The organism is Ohtaekwangia koreensis (genome assembly GCF_900167975.1).
Classification (GTDB): Bacteria; Bacteroidota; Bacteroidia; order Cytophagales; family Cyclobacteriaceae; genus Ohtaekwangia; species Ohtaekwangia koreensis.
Genome location: NZ_FUZU01000003.1, coordinates 900,882 through 920,043, shown reverse-complemented (window position 1 = coordinate 920,043; position 19,162 = coordinate 900,882). Strand labels below are relative to the sequence as shown.

Below are 19,162 nucleotides of genomic sequence, written 5' to 3'. Positions count from 1 at the left end.
TTCCTGAAATTTACTTCGATCGGTATTGAACGAAGCTGTGCGATTGCGATCGTAAAATATACCTATATAAATATCGTTCGCTATATTAATTTGCTTTCTTGTAATTCAGAATCGCCCAGCCATTCAGTCCAATAGCGAACAGTGCTACAACTCCTAAATGTGGCAATACATCGGACAGGCTACTGCCTTTCAGAATCACCATACGCATAACCGATATCAAGTAACTTACGGGATTAAATCGGGTAACAGTCTTTGCCCAATCAGGCATGCTGTCAATGGAGGTGAATAAGCCACCCATCAGTATAAAGATCATCATGAAGAAGAACATGATGAACATGGCCTGTTGTTGCGTATCGCAAAACGTGGAGATAAGCAGGCCTAGCCCTAACACCGCGAGCAAGTATATAGCAATAAAACCAAAGAGTAGTGCGAGGCTTCCCACAGGTACTATACCGTATATTAACCAGGATACCAGCAGTCCGATGATGAACACTATATTTCCCAATATCCAGAACGGAATAAGCTTGCCGAGTATAAAGTGATGCTTTTTTATAGGGGTAACATTGATCTGCTCGATCGTGCCTGCTTCTTTTTCTTTCACGATGTTCAATGCCGTCAGGAAACCTCCAATCATGGTTACCAGGATCGCTAATATACCCGGAACCATATATACTCTATAATTGAGCAATGGATTGAACCAGTTTGAGGATGTGATGTCAATCATAGGAACCTGGTTGAATTTTTCTGAAGGCAATAGTTCGAACCTGATATCTGTATTATAATTCCGGATTATGCTGGCCAGGTATGCGCCTCCTAAATTCGCTTTTACACCATTGATTGCATTGACCGCCACCAATAGTTTTTGTTCGTCTTCACGGATCAGGTTGCGTTCAAATCCATTCGGAATTTCCAGAATGAGATCTGCATTATCGGACTCGATCAAGTGAAAAGCATCTTTATACGATTGCTCGTATCCGGTCAGTTTAAAATATCCGGACGCGGTAATTTTTGAAATCAGTTTTTGTGAATAGGAAGAGTGATCATGATCCACAACGGAGAGATTGATGTTTTTTACTTCGTAATTTGCCGCCAGCGGTAGCAAGATCAATTGGATAACAGGCATCACCATGATGAGCAACAATATAGATCGGTTACGAAATATTTGTCTGAACTCTTTTTCAAGTAAGAATTTTATCACTTTCATGACAGTCGGATTTTAAAGCTCTTTAAACTGATCACTAACAAAAACGAAGTGATACCAACCAGTATCAGTGTCTCTTTCCAGATGGCTGCTATACCGAGCCCTTTGATCATGATTGATTTCACAATGATATAAAACCATTTGGAAGGCACTATATTTGAAATGATCTGTAACGGTAAAGGCATATTTTCAATGGGGAACATAAAGCCACTGAACAGAATGGTAGGAAGTAACATTCCCATCAATGATATAAGCATGGCTGTTTGCTGCGAGTCAGTTTTCACGGAAATAAAAATCCCCAGCGTCAGGCATGTAATAATGAACAATGTACTCTCGGCAAAGAGTAACAGGATGCTGCCATGTATAGGAAGATCCAGCAAGAATACACTCAGCAATAGTATAGACACCACGTTGATCAATGAAAGTAACAAGTACGGAACTGCCTTTGCCAAAATTACCAGGATCGGTTTGAAAGGAGAGACGAGTAGTACTTCCATGGTGCCCGTTTCTTTTTCTTTCACAATGGAGACGGCCGTCATCATCACACAGACGAGCATAAGTACAAGCGCCATTACACCAGGCACAAAGTTATGGGCACCTTTTAGCTGTGGATTATAGAGCATTCTCATCTCGGGTATAATTCGGTATGGAACCGTTGCTGTTTGATTAAGCTGCGATTGATAGTCTTGTATAACAGATGATGCATAGTTGATCAGCGTTGTTGCATTGTTCGGATCGGACGCATCTGCGAGAATCTGTACCTGTACAGAATTCTGATGCAGGAGTTCATTTTGAAAATTAGCAGGGAATACAATGGCCAGTTTTATCTTTCCTGCTTTGAAGCCTTCTTCTATCTGATCATGATTCCTTGCAGCTTTTTCTATTTCAAAATAACGACTCGCTTCAAGTTGTGTAATGAGCCGTTGTGATACTATATCTTTAGCATTATCAACGATTAGTATCTTTGAATTTTTGACTTCGTTGGTGAGTGCAAAACCAAAAATAAGAATCTGAACGACCGGCATGCCGAAAAGGATCAACAAAGTTTTCCTGTCACGGAGCACGTGCGCGAATTCTTTCTTTATAAATACCAGTAATTGTTTCATTGCTATATAATAATGTTACTCGCCCCGTTTTGCACCGCGTGCCAATTGATAAAATACTTCATGCATCGAGTCAACCTGGAAATGCTTTTTCAAATTTCCCGGACTATCGAGTGCTTCTATTTTTCCATCAACCATAATGGAGATACGGTTGCAGTATTCAGCTTCATCCATATAGTGTGTGGTCACAAAAATGGTGACGCCCTTGTCAGCGGCATCATAGATCAAGTCCCAGAATTGTCTGCGGGTTACCGGATCGACACCGCCCGTAGGTTCATCCAGAAAAACAATTTTAGGTTGATGCAACAGGGCAACTGAGAATGATAGTTTCTGTTTCCATCCCAAGGGTAAACCAGATACTAATTTTTTGGCTTCGTGTTGCAAACCTAACTGCGTGATCAGTTCATCACTCTTGCTTTTAAGTTGCGCATTGCTGAGTTCATAGATCCCTCCGAAGAACCGGATGTTTTCCAGTACAGTAAGGTCCTCATATAGTGAAAACTTCTGGCTCATATACCCTATATTCTTTTTTATAAGGTCCGTCTGCCGGTATACATCATATCCTGCAATTGTGGCTTTACCCGAGGTAGGTATAGATAATCCGCAGAACATGCGCATCGCCGTAGTTTTACCGGCACCATTGGCTCCGAGAAAACCGAAGATCTCTCCTTTATATACTTCCAGCGTTAATGCATTGGCAGCAACGAAATCGCCAAAGCGCTTGGTAAGATTCTCTGCATGGATAACCGTCTCGCTCATTTTTTTAATAGTTTGATAAAACAGTCTTCAATGGTGGGCTCTGTAGGCTTGATCTCTATATCTTCCAAACCTTGTTCGTGTAGAAAAGCGAGTATATCTTTTTCGTGTGGCCCTTCATGCTTGAACGTTACGTGTACGTATTCTCCAAATGCATAGGCACTGGCCACTTCTTCATTGGTACTTAACACCTTGAGAAGTGAAGATATTTTTGAAGCGCGTATGGCATATAGTATATCCGGATAGGACTTCACTATATTTTCCGGGGTATCAATGGACAATAGGCTGCCTTGCTGGATCAGCGCGATGCGGTCGCAAAGCGTTGCCTCATCCATATAGGGCGTTGAAACCAGGATGGTAATGTTTTGATCTTTCAAACGTTTCAGCATTTCCCAAAATTCCTTTCGGGAAACCGGATCAACCCCGGTTGTAGGTTCATCTAAAAACAGCACGGTAGGTTTGTGAATCAGAGCGCAACACAATGCCAGTTTTTGTTTCATACCACCGGAAAGCTTACCGGCCCTCCGGTCTTTAAAGCGCTCGAGCTGAATATAGATGTCTTTGATCAAATGGTAATTCTCCTCAACCGTGGTGTTGAACACTGTAGCGAAGAAATTCAGATTTTCTTCTACGGTTAAGTCAGTATACAATGAGAATTTACCTGGCATATAACCGGCTGTATTTCTGATCTGACGATAATCCCTGATTATATCATGGCCATCCACAGATGCGCTTCCTCCGTCCGGTAGGAGGAGCGTTGTAAGCATCCTGAAGATGCTCGTTTTACCGGCTCCGTCAGGACCCATCAATCCAAATAGTTCACCGCGATCAACCGTGAAAGATACTTTGTTAACAGCAACGGCTTTGTCCTTCCCATATACTTTGGTAAGGTCATTTACAACAAGAGCTGGATGACTTGCCATGGCTTTATGTTTTATTAATTGTGTTGGTATTACAGGTGTTTATTTATCAAAGAACTTTACCTCTCCGTACATGCCGATCTTCAGGCGTCCGTCATTTTTGACTTTGATCTTGGTGGCGTATACCAGGTTTGCACGTTCTTCCTTTGTTTGAATGGTTTTGGGAGTAAACTCTGCCTTATCACTAATCCATTCTATCGTGCCGGTGTATTCGGTATATTTACCTTCGGCAGCATCTACCAGAGCTTTTACGGGCTGATTGATTTTTACCTGCGCAAATTGATCACCGGTAATATAGGCACGGAGTATCATTACAGAGAGGTCAGCAATTTTATAAAGTGGTTTGCCGTTCACCGCCATTTCATTTGTCTCTGCGTACTTTGTTAACACGGTGCCGTTCACAGGATTTATGAGCGTACATTTTTTCAGTTGATCATTGAGTTGCTCCACCTGCACCGTTAATGGAAGCGTTTCTTCATTGAGACTGGCAGCGGTTATATTGAGTGACGACTGTTGCGCTTCGATCTGCTTTTTTATTACTGCGATCTGTGTATTGGCATCGTCCAGTTGTTTTTGTGTAGCGGCATCTGCTTTTAGCAAATTCGTAATGCGCTGTTGCTCACGCTCAGCTTGTTTCAACTGTTCGCGCAATGCTGCCAGTTGTGACGATACATTCGGGCGTTTACTTAACACCGCTGCGATCTGTGCCAGAAGTTGTTTCTTGCGCAGGTATAGCTGTATACTATCTATACTTCCTATAGCTTGTCCCGCTTGCAAAACTTGTCCTTCTTCCAGGTTCAAAGCCTGAATTGTTCCAGACGCTTCCGCTGCGATGATCACTTCCACGGCTTCAAATGTACCGGATGCATCGTATTGATTTTCATTGCCGGAGCAAGACGCAAGCAACGCAGCAGTAACAGCTATGATCATTATTTTTTTCATGACACTATATTTTAATTGTTTAGTCCTCCTGTTGTGGTTTGATGGGTGTATTGTGCGAGAAGCCATTGTACCTCGTGAAGAATTTTAGATTGCCTGGCCTGGTCTTCTGCGCTTACTTCACGCAAGTAATCGTTGGTGGTAATTACACCATTTTCCAGTTGCGCAGAGGATGCTTTCTTTACACTTTCACGCAGTGCAATGATCTCATCATCCGATCCTATTAATTCCTGTAGCTTCGTGATCTCTGCATGCTGTTGTCTGCCGGTCGATTGTGTGTTGAATAAAAATGTTTCGCGCTGAAGCGCAATGGTGTTGCGTGAATTCTCCAGCAGTGCTTTATCTTTTTTAAGAGTATATAATCCGGATAGAGACCAGCTTAGACGAACACCACCGATATAGTATCCTTCAAAATCATTGCTCAGCATATTTAATGCAGGACGGCCATAGCCAGCTTGCAGGAACAATCCAAGACGCGGATTATTTTTAACATTGAGCATCTGGTACTGTACATCAATACTTTTATTCTGATAATCATATAGCGTTAACTCGGGTCGTTTAATTTCCTGCGAGACAGAAAGAATGGGCGGCTTGGTTAGCGTTGTGTTTTCGGCGAGTGTTTGGTTGACGAACATTCCAAGTACATCCAGGTAAGCAAGCCTGGTGGCCTTCAGTTCAATCGTGCGTTGATTGGCCTTTAGCAGTTCTGCTTTCAATGCATCAGCATCGCTTTTAAAAGCAGCACCATTGTCAATGGCAGCTTGTACTTTTTTTATTCCAAGCTGAATATCGCTCTTCAGTAATTCGTTTTGATTCAGCTGCTCATCGGTGAGCAGAATGCCAAAGTATAATTGATTGATTCGTTCTTTGAGTTTATATAGTTCTACGGCCAGCTTCTGCTCTTCTATGGCTGCGTTTATTTCGTGCGTTTGCTTTTGCTGACGAATGGCGCCACCATCATATATAGTCTGGTTTACTTCAGCGTATAGTTTATATTGATCTTTACTCAGCACAGGTACATCGGATCCGGGTATAGCAATGGGAATTTGTGTTACGGCAGATTGATACGTTGCCTGTCCATTAATACTAAATTGCGGGAGGTATCCTTTCGCTGCATTTTCGAGCGAGTAGTCGCGTGTTTTCGAAATGAGGTCACGCTGCCTCGTCAGCGGATAGTGCTGTTCGGCCAGCGCATAACACTCCTCAATGGTCAGGACTTTCGGGGATTGTGCAAAGGAGGGAAGCACTGTGCCCCACAACATCCCTATGGTAAGTGTGATTGAATGTATAGCGTTCATTTAATTATTTGTTTTAATCATTTGATTAAATAATGTTCAAAAAAATTACTTGGCCTTCATCAGCGCCTTGAACCAAAGCGGAATCAATGCCTTCCGCTCTTCCATCATAGCGTTGAATATTTTCGGGCTGAGGTTAGCCGCATCCTGTAAAACAGGCTTTGCTATAAATGGAAACACAATCAGTGCTAAAAAGCTCGTCACAAAATGCAGCGGATTCATATCCGGTCTTTTTTCTTTGATCTGCTTTACAAAATGTGAATCCTGAATCAGCTTGCCTGCTTGTACCTTGCTGGCAAATCGCTCCGGATTATTTCTAATCTCACTAAGAACAAAGATGGGCAGGTCAGGATTTTCCAATAGCATATGTATATAGGTATCAGCAGCAAGCTCTACTTTCTTTTCAAGCGTGGTCGTACTGTCATTCAGAATGGGTGCAATAATGCCAAAGAGCTTTTGCATCTTTTCCATCATAACAATTTCAAACAACTTCTCCTTGCTACGGAAATAGTAGTTGAGCAAGGCGAGGTTTAAACCGGCCTCTTCTGCAATGTCACGTGTGCGCGTGCCAGCATATCCTTTCTTCATAAATACCGTACGGGCAGCTTCCTTTATTTTTTCTTCTGTCGTCTTATCAGCCTCTACAACTTTCTTTTTTGCCATGTTCGGTAATACCTTCAAGTACGGGTGTAAAGATAGAAATGTTACATGTTAATCAAAAGATTTAATCAAATGATTAATTTTTGACTTAATGACGGTACATTTTTTAGGCTATAGGCGAAGGACTTGCTGGTAATGAAATGGTTCCCATAAATCTATGGTGCTTCATAAGCCTGAGGTCTCATCGATCAAGCAAGAGCCATCCAGATCTATATTGGGGCATTGGCAACGAATGAAATCAACTTGCAAGCTATGCGCAGAATAGCAAATGCATGGAAAATATTGTCCGTGTGTTCAGTTTTGTAAATAGCAATCATGAAGTGCGCAAGGCATTTTTTCCAATGAAAATCAGCGCTATACAAATTATTATCGCCATACGGGAATTAAAGTTAGCCGTTCATCAGTTTAAACGTACAGAATGATGAGAAAGCTACTATGCAAACTACTTTAGTCCCCATTGATGAATTCGACCTAGTCTCCCAACAGGCGCAGGTCACGTTGTCTTTTAGGCCTTTTTTACAATATCTACGAAACCGTCTTCAAACCGAACGTACGGTTAAAACTGAATACTACCGGTATATAATTGACCGCTTTGAAAATAATCCGTCCTGGAGTTCAAGCCTGGCAGTCAAAGATATTTCCCAATACAAGGAGCTTTTTGAAATTGTATACTTTGTGATGACTCCGCTGGTCGCGGACGAGCGTGAGACCTTCTGGGGACTAAGCACGCCTCTTCCGGGTTCACTGTTCTTTAGCACTGAAAGTCTTTCAAAATTCCTGGCTGATAACAATACAAGCAAGGAACAAAAACGCCCCTCCAATGACAGCTGTGGTGTTGGCAAGGAAACGCAGTTTATGTATGGACTTGTACTCGAGCGATTTTACAACATTTCGTCTTTGGTCAAGAATGATATAGTGTATTCATACAAAGATTCAAAAACAAAACTTTCGAAGTTTTACAAAGTACATGTAGACACGCAGTTCATCGATATACAGGTTGAGGGCGAGCTTCCCGTATTGGACTACGACCTGCTGGCTATATATCTACACGATGGCACGGAGTCTGAAGCACTGGCTTGCCGGTTAAAGAAAATGTTGCCGCTTGATAAATTCACCTTCGATGGATTTACGGTTGTTACGTTAACCGATGTAACGCTTCAACACTCTCTGCAGAACATCCGTGATGTGATGGTACAGCATTCCTATAGCAATGATCAGTACCTGCAGATCGCGCAGACGCTTAAAAATATAGCAGGCAATGCAATGATCGAGTTCCGTCTTGCGCCCATTGTAGGTGTAAATGGCAAATCTATCTTTGCTGCCAACGATGAGAATATTCAAAGTATACTCATTAATGCATTAATCGCTTCCGGCCGCACGGAAGAATCCTTAAGCGCGATGCTGAAGGAGTATCAGGAGAATCCAAAGGTGGTGGCATACAATGCTATATCACAAGAAAATGATTCGAACGATCCTTTGCTTTTACTGTTGAAGCCGACCGGTGTTGATTCGTATGCGTTGCTTCCTGTATTTTATCATAATCAATTAACCGGTGTACTGGAGATATACTCGATGCATCGGGTGTTGTTTGATGAACGTCTGTTCTCCAAAGTACAGTCGGCCCTGCCGTTGATTGCCCAGCTGCTGAAGTTTAGCCGCGATGAGTTTAATGCAAAGATCGAAAATATTATCCGTGACAAGTTTACCTCATTGCAGCCATCGGTTCAATGGAAATTCAATGAAGCTGCCTGGAAGCATTTGCGTAAGAATTATAGTGACCTGAGTAATCCTGGAATAGAAACGGTACGGTTCGAAGACGTATACCCATTGTATGGGGCAATCGATGTTCGGAACTCTACTTCGGAACGAAACCGTGCTATTCATGAAGACATCAAAAATCAACTCACAGTGTTGTCAGCCACGTTGGAAACCATTCAGAATGCTAAGGCCAACCATACGGATGGTGCCTTGAGTGATGAATGTAGACGGTGGTCGGAACATATAGATGGTTATTTCAATTCGAAGGATGAAGTAGCGTTGAATCACTTCCTCGAGTCCGAAGTGAATCCGTATCTGCTGGAAATGAAAAAGACGTATCCTCAAACAAGTGATGCTATAGATACATATTTTACTGCAATTGATGAGCGTGAAGGCTCTGCTTTTAAAAACCGATGGGAGTTGGAAACTTCTTTACAGCTTATAAACACGAAGGTAAATCAGTACTTCGACAATGCTCAGAAAGAACTTCAAACTATATATCCTTTTTACTTCGAGAAATTCCGAACAGACGGTATAGAGTACGATATATACATAGGCCAGTCGATTGCGCCTGATAAACATTTTGAACATGATTTCCTGAAGCAACTCCGCAGGTGGCAATTACAATCTATGGCTGAGATTGCGCGACTCACACAACGGTTGTTGCCTCAGATGAGCCGGCAACTGCACACTACACAATTGATCTTTATACATGCCAACCCGATCGATATAAGTTTTCGGAATGATGAAAGACGTTTCGATGTAGAAGGAGCGTACAACATACGATATGAGGTGATCAAAAAGCGGATCGACAAGGTATTGATCAAGAACACGAAAGAACGCCTGACCCAGCCTGGCAAGATCGCGATGGTATATTTTAGTCAGCAGGAAGCGCAGGAATATGTAGGCTATATACAAGAGCTGCAGAAAACGGGTTTACTCGAAGATCATATTGAATACCTTGATCTCGAAGAACTGCAAGGCGTAAACCGCCTGAAGGCGTTACGTGTGGGAGTTAAATATCACTAAAATTTCTATACGTATGAAGACCAAGAGTCTTTCTGTTGATTCCAGTATTATAGAATCATCGAAGAAGTATGTCAAGACTATCTTTGGTAAATTTCATGACAAATCGATTTTGCAGTATCACGACCTGTATCATACAAAGTCCGTTGTAAAAGCCGCGAAGCGAATTGCAGAACATTACAAGTTGAGTGATGAAGATTATACTATATTGATTACCGCGGCCTGGTTTCACGATATTGGTTATTTTGATGATCCCTTTCACCATGAAGAAAAGGGAGCACTCCGCGTAGAGGGATTTCTTGCAGCAAAACAAGTTGACCCTGTAAATATAGCCCGTGTTAAAAGTTGTATACTGGCTACACGCCTGCCGCAGCGGCCTCATGATCTGTTGGAACAGATTTTATGTGATGCTGATCTGTTTCACTTTGGCACCAAAGAGTTCAAGGATCGAAGTAAACTGATGCGCAAGGAGTATCAGATTCTTTATAAGAAAAAAATCAGTAAGGATGCATGGCGGAGTAAATCGCTCGCATTGTTGTCCAGCCATACATTTCATACAACGTATGCTCAGGTACAACAGCAAGGTGGTAAAGAAAAGAATATAGCCTGGCTTCGTGCTAAACTAAAACAATAGGAACCGCCTGAATTTATCCTGAATAAATATATATTCGTTGGAATAAATTTCAACCGGAGAAACAGCCATGACCGATTCAACTATAAAGAAATGGATTGTGGATCCTGTTCACTCGAAGATCAGGTTCGAAACAAAATATTTGCTTTTGACTTTTGTTTCAGGATGGTTCCTGGAATTCGAAGGTTCTGTGATCACAGAGCATGATGATTTCCGGGAGTGCGAGATCGACATAACGATCTATTCACATTCTGTTTTTACTGGGAACAACGAGCGCGATGCTCATTTACGATCTGCAGATTTTTTGGATGCAAATCGGTTTCCTACCATTGTATTTCATTCAGGTAAAGTACAACAAGATAACACCCGCTTAATGGTAGAAGGGAGTCTGCGTATCAAAGGGACAGAAGCAACGGTATCCCTACCGGTTGAATTCGCGGGCATTACACAAGACCCGATGGGAAATCTGAAAGCAGGCTTTCGGTTCAACCTGGTGTTGAACCGAAAGGACTTTAATATCACCTGGAATACTTTCTTTGATAAACAAGGTGTTCTGATAGATGATATGGTGACGGTGGCCTGCGATGTTCAACTCTTAAAAGTAAACACTTAGTTACTTTGTGCGCAAGGTTGCCAGTGCTTTCGTCCAGCGGGCAAGTTCAGTAAAGAGTATATGTGCTGATTTCTGCAGCGATTCATCCCCTTTAAAAGTATCCTGATCATCAAAATACTTAGAGAAAAAAGGTATTGTTACAGCTTCGGTGAGTGGAACGAGTTTAAGTGTAGTAACCACTTCTTTTAGCATCTGTACCGAACGCGTTCCACCGGAGAGTCCTCCATAGCTAACAAAACCAACAGGCTTATAGGCCCATTCATTGTGCAGAAAGTCAAGTGCATTTTTAATAGGAGCAGGGAAGCCATAATTATACTCTGCCAATACAATGATAAAAGCATCAGCCTCTTCAATCTGTGCACTCCATTTTTTAGTGTGCTCATGTTCATACTGTTGCAAGCGTGGATGTGCTGCTTCATCCATGAATGGTAAATTTATCTCGGCAAGATCCAGTATACGGGTATCAAAGTCCTGATGCGATTTTGCAATTTCTTGTGTCCATTCTGCAATAGATTCTCCTTTTCTGCCAGGGCGTGTGGTCGAGGTAATAATTCTAAGTTTGTACATGATATATAGCTAAAAGCTTCTTTTTAGTTTAAGCATCCAATTTAAGGTCGACCAAAAGATATACTTATAGAGGTCAACATTATATACTTATGGATTGATCGGAGTTTCAATGATAATAATTCTGCTCTCTGATAAAAAATTCAGGTTGATTGTATCAGCATCCCAGATTCCTATACCATGTCGTTCGCCTACCGGTTGTGAATTAGCCTGAATGGAACCACTGATCACAAATATAAATACAGCTTTATTGACCGGGTTGAATGTATACTTCACCTCGAGTCCTTTTTCAAAAAGGCCGAGCGATAGCTTTGCATTCTGATTGATCCAGCAGTGGCCTTGTCCTTCTTCAGAACTCACTACCGTCACCAGTTTATTCAATCTTTTTTCTTCCGGGAAATATCTCCGCTGATAACGCGGTGCTATATTTTGAACTTTGGGTTCAATCCAGATCTGCAGAAAGTTTACGTCATCCGTACCAACGTTATGCTCTTCATGGCGCAAGCCGCTTCCCGCACTCATGATCTGTACCCAGTCCTTTGTTACCACCTCTTTATAGCCGAGAGAATCTATATGATTCATTGAGCCGCTGAGCATAATGGAAATGATCTCCATGTTTGTATGGGCATGCAGACCGAAACCATTTTCAGGTTTAACAAAGTCATCATTAAAAACGCGCAATAGTCCGAAGCCACTGCGTATAGGGTCGTAGTGATTTGAAAAGCTGAATGTAAAATTACTTTGCAGCCAGCCAATGTCTTTCACGCCACGTTCGGCTGGTTTATAAATTTGATAGTGCATGTTGTTCTTTCCGTTATGTTGTTTTTAAAAAAAGCCGTGCTTATGAACGAACAAAAGCTATAGCTCTATATAGATCGTAAAACTACAGCCCTTGGTACGGTAGTGACGTTGAACTAGGTTAAGAAATGAATGCGGGGAGACCGTTTTCTGCCTCTTGATGTTACCGACTATCATAAAAGATGTAAATTTGAAAGCTGTTGTAATTTAACATTGCGTCTGAAAGTATATGCAACAAACAACTCCAATATTAGAGCTTGGTGATCCGGTAAAAAATACTCCGTTTGAAATCCATACGATGGAGTGGATAGAAAAGAATCGCGCAGAACAAAATTCAGTACCTCACAAACATAACTACTTTGTTATTCTTTGGATTCGAAAAGGTTCGGGAACACATTTGATCGATCTTGACAAATTTGAAATTCATGACGATACTGTCTATTGTCTTACTCCAGGACAAGTGCATTTACTAAAGGCAGACGCAGCGATAGAAGGCTATGTAATTTCCTTTACTTCAGAATTTTTTTGTCTCACGGAAGATAATTACGATCTGCTTTTCAACACCGGGTTGTTCTATAAATTGCCGGGCTCTGGTATTCGCGTAACAGAAGAAATGAGTGCTGAGATGCTTGAGGTTACTCAGAAAATGATGAAGGAGTATAGCAATTTTTTCCTGCTGAGAAGCGAAATATTAAGAGGCTTTCTGAAAATATTCCTGATCTACCTGACGAGACAATATCATAAGTCTGATATAAATGCGCTGCATATGAAGAGTATGGAGCTTGTTAAAAATTTTCTCGATCTGCTAGAGAAGAGCTTTATAAAACAAAAGACGGTGAGTTACTATGCCGATGCATTATCCGTTACACCGAATCATTTAAATGAGACCGTAAAGAAGATTACCAGTCTACCTGCGAGTGACCACATTAAGCAACGGATTATCCTGGAAGCCAAGCGACACGCTATATATACTGATACGAGTATGAAAGAGATTGCATTCGACCTCGGCTTTGATGATCTCGCACATTTCAGCAAGTATTTTAAAAATGGATCCGGTATAAATTTTACGGACTATAAAAAGGAAGTTGCCAATCATTTAGAATAGAACCTTAGCCGGGGGATTATCATTACTCTACAACGGTTATTGATTTATATAGCATCTATAGTATTATTGTAAAAAAATCCCATGAATAAAATTATTTGGTTTAGCATTGCTTTTCTGTCGGGAGCGTTTCTGCCGATACAAGCCGGATTAAATACGAAGCTGGGCAAGTCGCTGGAGAGCCCTGTGTTTGCATCCATGATATCGTTTGTTGTAGGCGCAACGGCTATTATCCTATATATACTTTTTACCCGCGAATCAGTTTCGCTGGCAAGTATGCGTACCGCTCCGTACTATGCATGGACGGGTGGTATATTAGGAGCCTTCTACGTTACTGCGATCATTCTTTCTTTTCCGCGTATTGGTCCGGCTATGACCTTCGGACTTGTAGTAGCAGGACAAATGGTAATTGCTGTAGCCCTCGATCACTTCAATATATTAGTGGCGCAACAACACCCGATTAACCTTTGGAGGATACTCGGTATCGTACTCATTGTTACCGGTGTAATCATTATTCGTAAGTTCTGAAAGTGTTAGCGTTATCAGTTTTTACCACTGTTCAGGCATCTGCCATAATTTGTACAATCAATCCCGACAATTGTACATATAATGGACCACGTTTTCACAGATTTTTATTCTGTAAAAACGTTTTACTATCATCAATCAAAAAGTTTTAACAAACTGAAATTTATGGAAAACAAGGTATTAGGAATCCATCACATAACGGCCATCGCTGGCAATGCGAAACGTAATTATGAATTTTATACCACGGTGCTCGGTCTGCGCATGGTAAAGAAGACTGTTAACTTTGACGACCCGGGTACATATCATTTTTATTTTGGTGATGAGATCGGTTCACCGGGAACGATCCTGACTTTCTTTCCTTGGGAGGGTATAACAACTGGTAAGACAGGACCGGGTATGGCTACTGAAATTGGCTACGCTGTTCCGGAAGGAAGTTTTGATTTCTGGAAGAGACGCTTTGAGCAGTATAGCGTGAAAGTTACCGGCAGTGGTGAACGATTCGGCGAACAGTATTTATCATTCGAAGACCCGGACGGATTAAAGCTTGCATTGATCGTGCCCAAACAAGCAGACTCGCGTAAGCCTTGGGAAACGCAGGATGTAAAAGCAAATGTTGCTACCAAAGGATTTCATAGCATAACCCTCACGTTGCGTAACGTAAAGGCGACTGCTGCAGTGCTGACAGATATATTTGACTATACATTGCAAGCACAAGATGGCAACCGTTATCGCTATACTACCAACGCCATTGAAAATGCCTCGGTGGTAGACCTGATCGAAGCAACTGCCGATGTAAATTCAGTAGGGGGTAGCGGAACCATTCACCACGTTGCGTTCCGTGTAAAAGATGAAGCTATATTAATGCACTTCCGTGATAAGGTCGTGAAGAAAGGATTTAACATTACACAGAAAATCGACCGTAACTATTTCTTCTCACTATATTTCAGAGAACCGGGAGGAGTATTATTTGAGCTTGCTACCGACAATCCTGGATTTTCAGTAGATGAACCTGTAAATGAATTAGGTAAGAATTTGAAACTACCTGCACAATATGAAGCCGACCGTGCAGCCATTGAAAAAGTACTTCCGGCATTAGTATAAATAAACAAACGTAAGGATCTTCCCATGGAAAAACTCATCACCGGTATACACCACGTAACCGCCATAGCGTCAGGCGCACAAGAGAATATAGATTTTTATACAGGCATATTAGGCGTTCGCCTTGTTAAAAAGACGGTGAACTTTGATGCACAGGGTGTATATCATATATACTATGGTGATGAACAGGGAAATCCGGGAAGCATCCTTACGTTCTTTCCCTATAGCGGTTTGGTAAAAGGCCGTCACGGAAAGGGATTTCTGAATACAACGGCTTTCTCCGTTCCGTATAGCGCCCTTGATTTTTGGCTCGACCGCTTGAAACGCTTTGATATTAAATTCCAGGAACCGCAGGAACGTTTTGAGAAAGAAGTCGTGGTATACCTGGAGGACATGGACGGCCTCGGCTTGGAGCTTGTCTTTAACGACATCGATACAAGGCCCGGTTTTACCTATGGATTGATTCCCCTGGAGCATGCCATCAAAGGTTTTTATAGTGTGGAAATATGGGAGGAAGGGTATGAGCGTACCGCGGCTATATTAACCGGGCAACTCGACCATGTGTTGATCGCTGAGAAGGGAAACCGGTTCAGGTTCGCGGCGCAGAATTCGCCCGGCAATTATATAGATATACTTTGTTCACCGGATAGTCTCAAAGGACTCAGTGGTAGCGGTACAGTGCATCACCTCGCGTTTAGTACTCCGACAAAAGAGACGCAGTTGCTGGTGCGCGAGAAGATCGTACAGCGTTCGCTGAATCCTACACCGGTGCTGGACAGACAATATTTTACATCTATATATTTCCGTGAGCCGGGAGGCGTTCTCTTTGAAATAGCAACGGCTGGCCCGGGATTTTCAGTAGATGAAGATGAGAAACATCTTGGCGAAGCATTGAAACTTCCGCCGTGGTATGAGCACAACCGTGCACAAATTGAAAAAGAATTAGTACCTGTTAAGGTTAACCTTGAAAAGTATAAATAGTCATGCATAAAAAAGAAATAGTTACCGCAGGAAAAAATATAAAAGAAGCGAAGAAGGCGTTGATCATGTTACACGGACGCGGTGCAGAGGCGTCAGATATACTTTCGCTTGCAACACATTTGAATGTAAAGGAGTATGCGCTTGTAGCGCCGCAGGCGACAAACTATACCTGGTATCCGTATTCATTCATGGCGAATCCGGATCACAATGAACCCTGGCTTTCATCGGCCTTGCAGTTGGTGGGTGATATCGTTAAAGATTTGAATGCGGCTGGTATTACCTCGGAGAATATATACTTTGCGGGCTTCTCACAAGGCGCGTGCCTTACCCTGGAGTTTACAGCCCGTAACGCAAAGAAGTGGGGAGGCATTGTAGCGTTTACCGGAGGATTGATTGGCGATAAGCTATATACCCAGAACTATACCGGGAACTTTGCGGGCACTCCTGTATTTATAGGCACTAGCAATCCGGACCCGCACGTGCCGGTAGAACGTGTGCAGGCTACAACAGGTGTTCTGAAAAACATGCATGCTGCTGTAACAGAAAAGGTATATCAGAATATGGGACATACGGTGAGCCAGGATGAGATCGATCAGGCAAACAAACTTGTATTTGTAAACTGATCATGTTTACTGTAACACGCATATATAGTGACGCAGCGGGCGAAAGCCATTTCGAAGATATAGCCATTCCCTTGACGGAGTCGGGTATGGTGGGTAGCTTGTCAGAGATGATTGCAACAAAAGGAATCATCTTCCGCGAAGTCGAGCCTTCTTATGATTGGGATTTTCATACGGCCCCACAGCGACAGTATATCATTCTGCTGGACGGATCGATCGAGATACAAACATCGTTGGGTGATACAAGAACATTCAGCGCAGGACACGTTTTACTAGTGGAAGATACTTTGGGTAAAGGACATAAAACCAGGAATCTTCTGCCAGAAAAACGCAAATCCATTTTTATTGTGTTGCCTTGAACTTATATTACTCCAATGTTAATGTTCACATAATCCGTTAATTTTTTTAGATTCCTTGTTGTTGCCCAGCCCTTTGAACTATATCTTACCGGCTATTCAGGATAGATATTATGAACATGCAAGAGGCGAAGAAAAAAGGCAAGGCAGTTAAGTATACATTCTTTGATCGTGATCTTAGTTGGCTATCCTTCAATGAACGGGTGCTGACAGAGGCTTCGCGCGATACCGTTCCTCTTATGGAACGAATCAAGTTCCTTGCAATTTATTCATCCAACCTGGACGAGTTCTACCGCGTACGCATTCCTGCTCTCAAGGCATTGCATAAGTTAACGCGCGATAAAAAAAATACTGAAAACGATTCACAGGTAGATACGATCAATCGTGTTGTGATGAAGCAACAGACATTTTTTGGTTCGATCATCCGCGAGCAAATTCTTCCCGCACTCCGGCAACATAACATTCACCTGGTATATAACGAACCTGTACCAGAAACGATCGAACGTTTTCTGCAAGATTACTTTATGAATGTAGTGGCCGCCTATATCCACATTGTAAACATTTCGTCACCAACAGATTTCTTTCCGGAGAACAACAGGATATACCTGGCTGCCACGGTTGCCACGACAAAAGGAGAGGAGACGAGTTTTGTGATCAACGTTCCATCAGAAAGCCTGCCACGGTTCTATAATGTTCAGCATGACGGCACGCATTATATTGTATTCCTCGATGACATCATGAAGATGTTCATTGGGAAATTGTTTTATAATCAACCGGTATTGTCATGCAAGAGTTTTAAGATCACCCGCGATGCCGAGCTTGACCTTGAAGATGAATTTGAGGGAAACATTGCCAAGAAGATCGAAAAGAAAATAGCACAGCGAGACTCCGGCCTGGCAACGCGTTTCCTTTACGAGCCAGCGATGAAGCAACAAACTATAGATTTACTCCGCAATCGGTTTGGTCTGAAAGGCGCTGATTTTATAAAGGGTGGAGTATATCATAATTTAAAAGACCTGTCATCGATACAGATTCACAATCCACAGCTGCTATATAATCCCTATCCGCTAAAGAAATATACTATAACAAGCGACAAGGATTGCCTGCTTGATGATATAACAAAAAGAGATATCATTCTTCACGCCCCGTATCATTCCTATGAGACGGTTCTTCGTTTTTTCAATGAAGCCGCTATTGATGTTCATGTTACCCGGATCTACGTTACGCTATATCGTGTAGCCAGCGATTCACGCATCGTCAACGCACTCATCAATGCGGCCCGCAACGGAAAGAAGGTGATGGTATTTGTAGAACTTAAAGCGAGGTTCGATGAAGCGAACAACATCAAGTGGGCAAAAAGAATGAAGAGTTCGGGGGTCACCATCATCGATAGTATACCTGCGCTGAAAGTCCACGCCAAGCTGGCGGTGATTAAAAAGAAATGTGCGAAAGGGTATGAATACAACGGCCTGTTGGCAACGGGAAATTTCAATGAAAGCACAGCGCGATTTTATACCGATCATGTTTTATTCACCGCGCATCAACCCATGTTGAGAGAGGCTGAAGATCTTTTTTTATTCCTTAAGAAAAGACGAAGACCGAAGGCTTCAGACGAAATGAAATTCGAGCACCTGCTGGTAGGTCAGTTCAATCTACAGCAACGATTCATCGGATTGATTGAGCGTGAGATTCAATATGCTAAAAATAATGTACAGGCATCGCTAATGATCAAACTCAATAATCTGGAAGACCAGGTATTGATTTCAAAACTATATGAGGCATCGCAGGCTGGTGTAAAGATTAATCTTATCGTAAGAAGTATATGTTGTCTTGTACCGGGTGTCGCAGGCATGAGTGAGAACATTCACGTAACCCGTATTGTTGATCGCTACCTGGAGCATGGCAGAATATTTTTGTTTGGGAATAATGGAAACCCTGAAGTATACCTTGGCTCGGCCGACTGGATGAACCGCAATATATACAGGCGTATTGAAGTGTGTTTCCCGGTATATGATCCACAATTAAAATCTGAATTGATTGAGATATTATCGTTGCAGGTAGCCGATACTTTGCAGGCTGTGCGCATCGACAGCGACTTGAATAATATACCGGTAACGAGCGATAAACCACTTCGTTCGCAGGAAGCGATTTGTAGTTTGATAGCACAGAATCAGAATGACATTTATTAAAATATATTTGCCCTAACGGAAATCAAG

Annotated in this window: 19 protein-coding genes; 10 read left to right on the top strand and 9 right to left on the bottom strand. The window is 42.2% G+C overall.

All coding sequences use genetic code 11. The features are described 5' to 3' along the window. Positions 1-85: 85 nt before the first annotated feature. The 7 genes from B5Y40_RS22905 to B5Y40_RS22875 are packed head-to-tail and all read right to left on the bottom strand — an operon-like array spanning position 86 to position 6,877. Positions 86-1,204 carry an ABC transporter permease gene (locus B5Y40_RS22905; RefSeq protein ID WP_079689158.1) on the bottom strand — a complete coding sequence of 373 codons (1,119 nt, stop codon included), beginning with the start codon at positions 1,202-1,204 and terminating at the stop codon, positions 86-88. Then, positions 1,201-2,307: an ABC transporter permease gene (locus B5Y40_RS22900; RefSeq protein ID WP_079689157.1), complete on the bottom strand. Its 1,107-nt coding sequence runs from the start codon at positions 2,305-2,307 to the stop codon at positions 1,201-1,203. The genes B5Y40_RS22905 and B5Y40_RS22900 overlap by 4 nt, the downstream gene beginning before the upstream one ends. Before the next feature lie 15 nt (positions 2,308-2,322). Further along, complete coding sequence (locus tag B5Y40_RS22895; protein WP_079689156.1) at positions 2,323-3,063, bottom strand: ABC transporter ATP-binding protein; 741 nt, start codon at positions 3,061-3,063, stop codon at positions 2,323-2,325. Further along, complete coding sequence (locus B5Y40_RS22890) at positions 3,060-3,983, bottom strand: ABC transporter ATP-binding protein (RefSeq protein WP_079689155.1); 924 nt, start codon at positions 3,981-3,983, stop codon at positions 3,060-3,062. The genes B5Y40_RS22895 and B5Y40_RS22890 overlap by 4 nt, the downstream gene beginning before the upstream one ends. 39 nt (positions 3,984-4,022) lie before the next feature. Continuing rightward, a complete protein-coding gene (locus B5Y40_RS22885) occupies positions 4,023-4,922 on the bottom strand; it encodes an HlyD family secretion protein (protein WP_079689154.1) in 900 nt (299 codons plus the stop codon). Positions 4,923-4,933: 11 nt separating this feature from the next. Continuing rightward, complete coding sequence (locus tag B5Y40_RS22880) at positions 4,934-6,217, bottom strand: TolC family protein (protein ID WP_079689153.1); 1,284 nt, start codon at positions 6,215-6,217, stop codon at positions 4,934-4,936. Between the two features lie 45 nt (positions 6,218-6,262). Further along, positions 6,263-6,877 (bottom strand): TetR/AcrR family transcriptional regulator, encoded by a 615-nt coding sequence (locus tag B5Y40_RS22875; protein WP_079689152.1) that lies wholly within the window; start codon positions 6,875-6,877, stop codon positions 6,263-6,265. Between the two features lie 432 nt (positions 6,878-7,309). Between B5Y40_RS22875 and B5Y40_RS22870 the strand changes: the two genes are divergently transcribed. The 3 genes from B5Y40_RS22870 (at position 7,310) to B5Y40_RS22860 (ending at position 10,902) form a co-directional block, all read left to right on the top strand. Next, positions 7,310-9,661 carry a GAF domain-containing protein gene (locus B5Y40_RS22870; RefSeq protein WP_143785889.1) on the top strand — a complete coding sequence of 784 codons (2,352 nt, stop codon included), beginning with the start codon at positions 7,310-7,312 and terminating at the stop codon, positions 9,659-9,661. Positions 9,662-9,674: 13 nt separating this feature from the next. Continuing rightward, positions 9,675-10,292, top strand: coding sequence for an HD domain-containing protein (locus tag B5Y40_RS22865; RefSeq protein ID WP_079689150.1), 618 nt, complete (start codon positions 9,675-9,677; stop codon positions 10,290-10,292). Positions 10,293-10,359: 67 nt separating this feature from the next. Then, positions 10,360-10,902, top strand: coding sequence for a YceI family protein (locus B5Y40_RS22860; RefSeq protein WP_079689149.1), 543 nt, complete (start codon positions 10,360-10,362; stop codon positions 10,900-10,902). Here the strand turns inward: B5Y40_RS22860 and B5Y40_RS22855 are convergent, their stop codons facing one another. Beyond that, the gene (locus tag B5Y40_RS22855; RefSeq protein WP_079689148.1) at positions 10,903-11,469 is read right to left on the bottom strand and encodes an NADPH-dependent FMN reductase; all 567 of its coding nucleotides are present in this window, start codon (positions 11,467-11,469) and stop codon (positions 10,903-10,905) included. Positions 11,470-11,556: 87 nt separating this feature from the next. Then, positions 11,557-12,267 (bottom strand): pirin family protein, encoded by a 711-nt coding sequence (locus B5Y40_RS22850; protein ID WP_079689147.1) that lies wholly within the window; start codon positions 12,265-12,267, stop codon positions 11,557-11,559. A gap of 226 nt (positions 12,268-12,493) precedes the next feature. Here B5Y40_RS22850 and B5Y40_RS22845 point away from each other — a divergent pair, with 226 nt between their 5' ends. The 7 genes from B5Y40_RS22845 to ppk1 all read left to right on the top strand — a co-directional run bounded on the left by B5Y40_RS22845 (position 12,494) and on the right by ppk1 (position 19,135). Further along, positions 12,494-13,369, top strand: coding sequence for an AraC family transcriptional regulator (locus tag B5Y40_RS22845; protein ID WP_079689146.1), 876 nt, complete (start codon positions 12,494-12,496; stop codon positions 13,367-13,369). Between the two features lie 81 nt (positions 13,370-13,450). Then, a complete protein-coding gene (locus tag B5Y40_RS22840) occupies positions 13,451-13,894 on the top strand; it encodes a DMT family transporter (protein ID WP_079689145.1) in 444 nt (147 codons plus the stop codon). Between the two features lie 162 nt (positions 13,895-14,056). After that, a complete protein-coding gene (locus B5Y40_RS22835) occupies positions 14,057-14,992 on the top strand; it encodes a ring-cleaving dioxygenase (RefSeq protein ID WP_079689313.1) in 936 nt (311 codons plus the stop codon). 24 nt (positions 14,993-15,016) lie between these two features. Then, positions 15,017-15,970 (top strand): ring-cleaving dioxygenase, encoded by a 954-nt coding sequence (locus tag B5Y40_RS22830; protein WP_079689144.1) that lies wholly within the window; start codon positions 15,017-15,019, stop codon positions 15,968-15,970. 2 nt (positions 15,971-15,972) lie between these two features. Next, a complete protein-coding gene (locus B5Y40_RS22825; protein ID WP_079689143.1) occupies positions 15,973-16,593 on the top strand; it encodes an alpha/beta hydrolase in 621 nt (206 codons plus the stop codon). Between the two features lie 2 nt (positions 16,594-16,595). Continuing rightward, the gene (locus B5Y40_RS22820; RefSeq protein WP_079689142.1) at positions 16,596-16,949 is read left to right on the top strand and encodes a cupin domain-containing protein; all 354 of its coding nucleotides are present in this window, start codon (positions 16,596-16,598) and stop codon (positions 16,947-16,949) included. 110 nt (positions 16,950-17,059) lie between these two features. Next, on the top strand, positions 17,060-19,135 hold the full coding sequence (ppk1, locus tag B5Y40_RS22815; protein WP_245840715.1) for a polyphosphate kinase 1: 2,076 nt from the start codon (positions 17,060-17,062) through the stop codon (positions 19,133-19,135). Positions 19,136-19,162 lie beyond the last annotated feature (27 nt).

Excerpts from the sequence above, each read along its gene's own strand:
- B5Y40_RS22830 (WP_079689144.1), top strand. The coding sequence starts at position 15,017 with ATGGAAAAACTCATCACCGGTATACACCACGTAACCGCCATAGCGTCA.
- B5Y40_RS22895 (WP_079689156.1), bottom strand. The coding sequence starts at position 3,063 with ATGAGCGAGACGGTTATCCATGCAGAGAATCTTACCAAGCGCTTTGGC.
- ppk1 (WP_245840715.1), top strand. The coding sequence starts at position 17,060 with ATGAACATGCAAGAGGCGAAGAAAAAAGGCAAGGCAGTTAAGTATACA.
- B5Y40_RS22890 (WP_079689155.1), bottom strand. The coding sequence starts at position 3,983 with ATGGCAAGTCATCCAGCTCTTGTTGTAAATGACCTTACCAAAGTATAT.
- B5Y40_RS22860 (WP_079689149.1), top strand. The coding sequence starts at position 10,360 with ATGACCGATTCAACTATAAAGAAATGGATTGTGGATCCTGTTCACTCG.
- B5Y40_RS22850 (WP_079689147.1), bottom strand. The coding sequence starts at position 12,267 with ATGCACTATCAAATTTATAAACCAGCCGAACGTGGCGTGAAAGACATT.
- B5Y40_RS22900 (WP_079689157.1), bottom strand. The coding sequence starts at position 2,307 with ATGAAACAATTACTGGTATTTATAAAGAAAGAATTCGCGCACGTGCTC.
- B5Y40_RS22885 (WP_079689154.1), bottom strand. The coding sequence starts at position 4,922 with ATGAAAAAAATAATGATCATAGCTGTTACTGCTGCGTTGCTTGCGTCT.
- B5Y40_RS22870 (WP_143785889.1), top strand. The coding sequence starts at position 7,310 with ATGCAAACTACTTTAGTCCCCATTGATGAATTCGACCTAGTCTCCCAA.
- B5Y40_RS22835 (WP_079689313.1), top strand. The coding sequence starts at position 14,057 with ATGGAAAACAAGGTATTAGGAATCCATCACATAACGGCCATCGCTGGC.
- B5Y40_RS22865 (WP_079689150.1), top strand. The coding sequence starts at position 9,675 with ATGAAGACCAAGAGTCTTTCTGTTGATTCCAGTATTATAGAATCATCG.
- B5Y40_RS22905 (WP_079689158.1), bottom strand. The coding sequence starts at position 1,204 with ATGAAAGTGATAAAATTCTTACTTGAAAAAGAGTTCAGACAAATATTT.
- B5Y40_RS22880 (WP_079689153.1), bottom strand. The coding sequence starts at position 6,217 with ATGAACGCTATACATTCAATCACACTTACCATAGGGATGTTGTGGGGC.
- B5Y40_RS22855 (WP_079689148.1), bottom strand. The coding sequence starts at position 11,469 with ATGTACAAACTTAGAATTATTACCTCGACCACACGCCCTGGCAGAAAA.
- B5Y40_RS22845 (WP_079689146.1), top strand. The coding sequence starts at position 12,494 with ATGCAACAAACAACTCCAATATTAGAGCTTGGTGATCCGGTAAAAAAT.
- B5Y40_RS22875 (WP_079689152.1), bottom strand. The coding sequence starts at position 6,877 with ATGGCAAAAAAGAAAGTTGTAGAGGCTGATAAGACGACAGAAGAAAAA.
- B5Y40_RS22820 (WP_079689142.1), top strand. The coding sequence starts at position 16,596 with ATGTTTACTGTAACACGCATATATAGTGACGCAGCGGGCGAAAGCCAT.
- B5Y40_RS22825 (WP_079689143.1), top strand. The coding sequence starts at position 15,973 with ATGCATAAAAAAGAAATAGTTACCGCAGGAAAAAATATAAAAGAAGCG.
- B5Y40_RS22840 (WP_079689145.1), top strand. The coding sequence starts at position 13,451 with ATGAATAAAATTATTTGGTTTAGCATTGCTTTTCTGTCGGGAGCGTTT.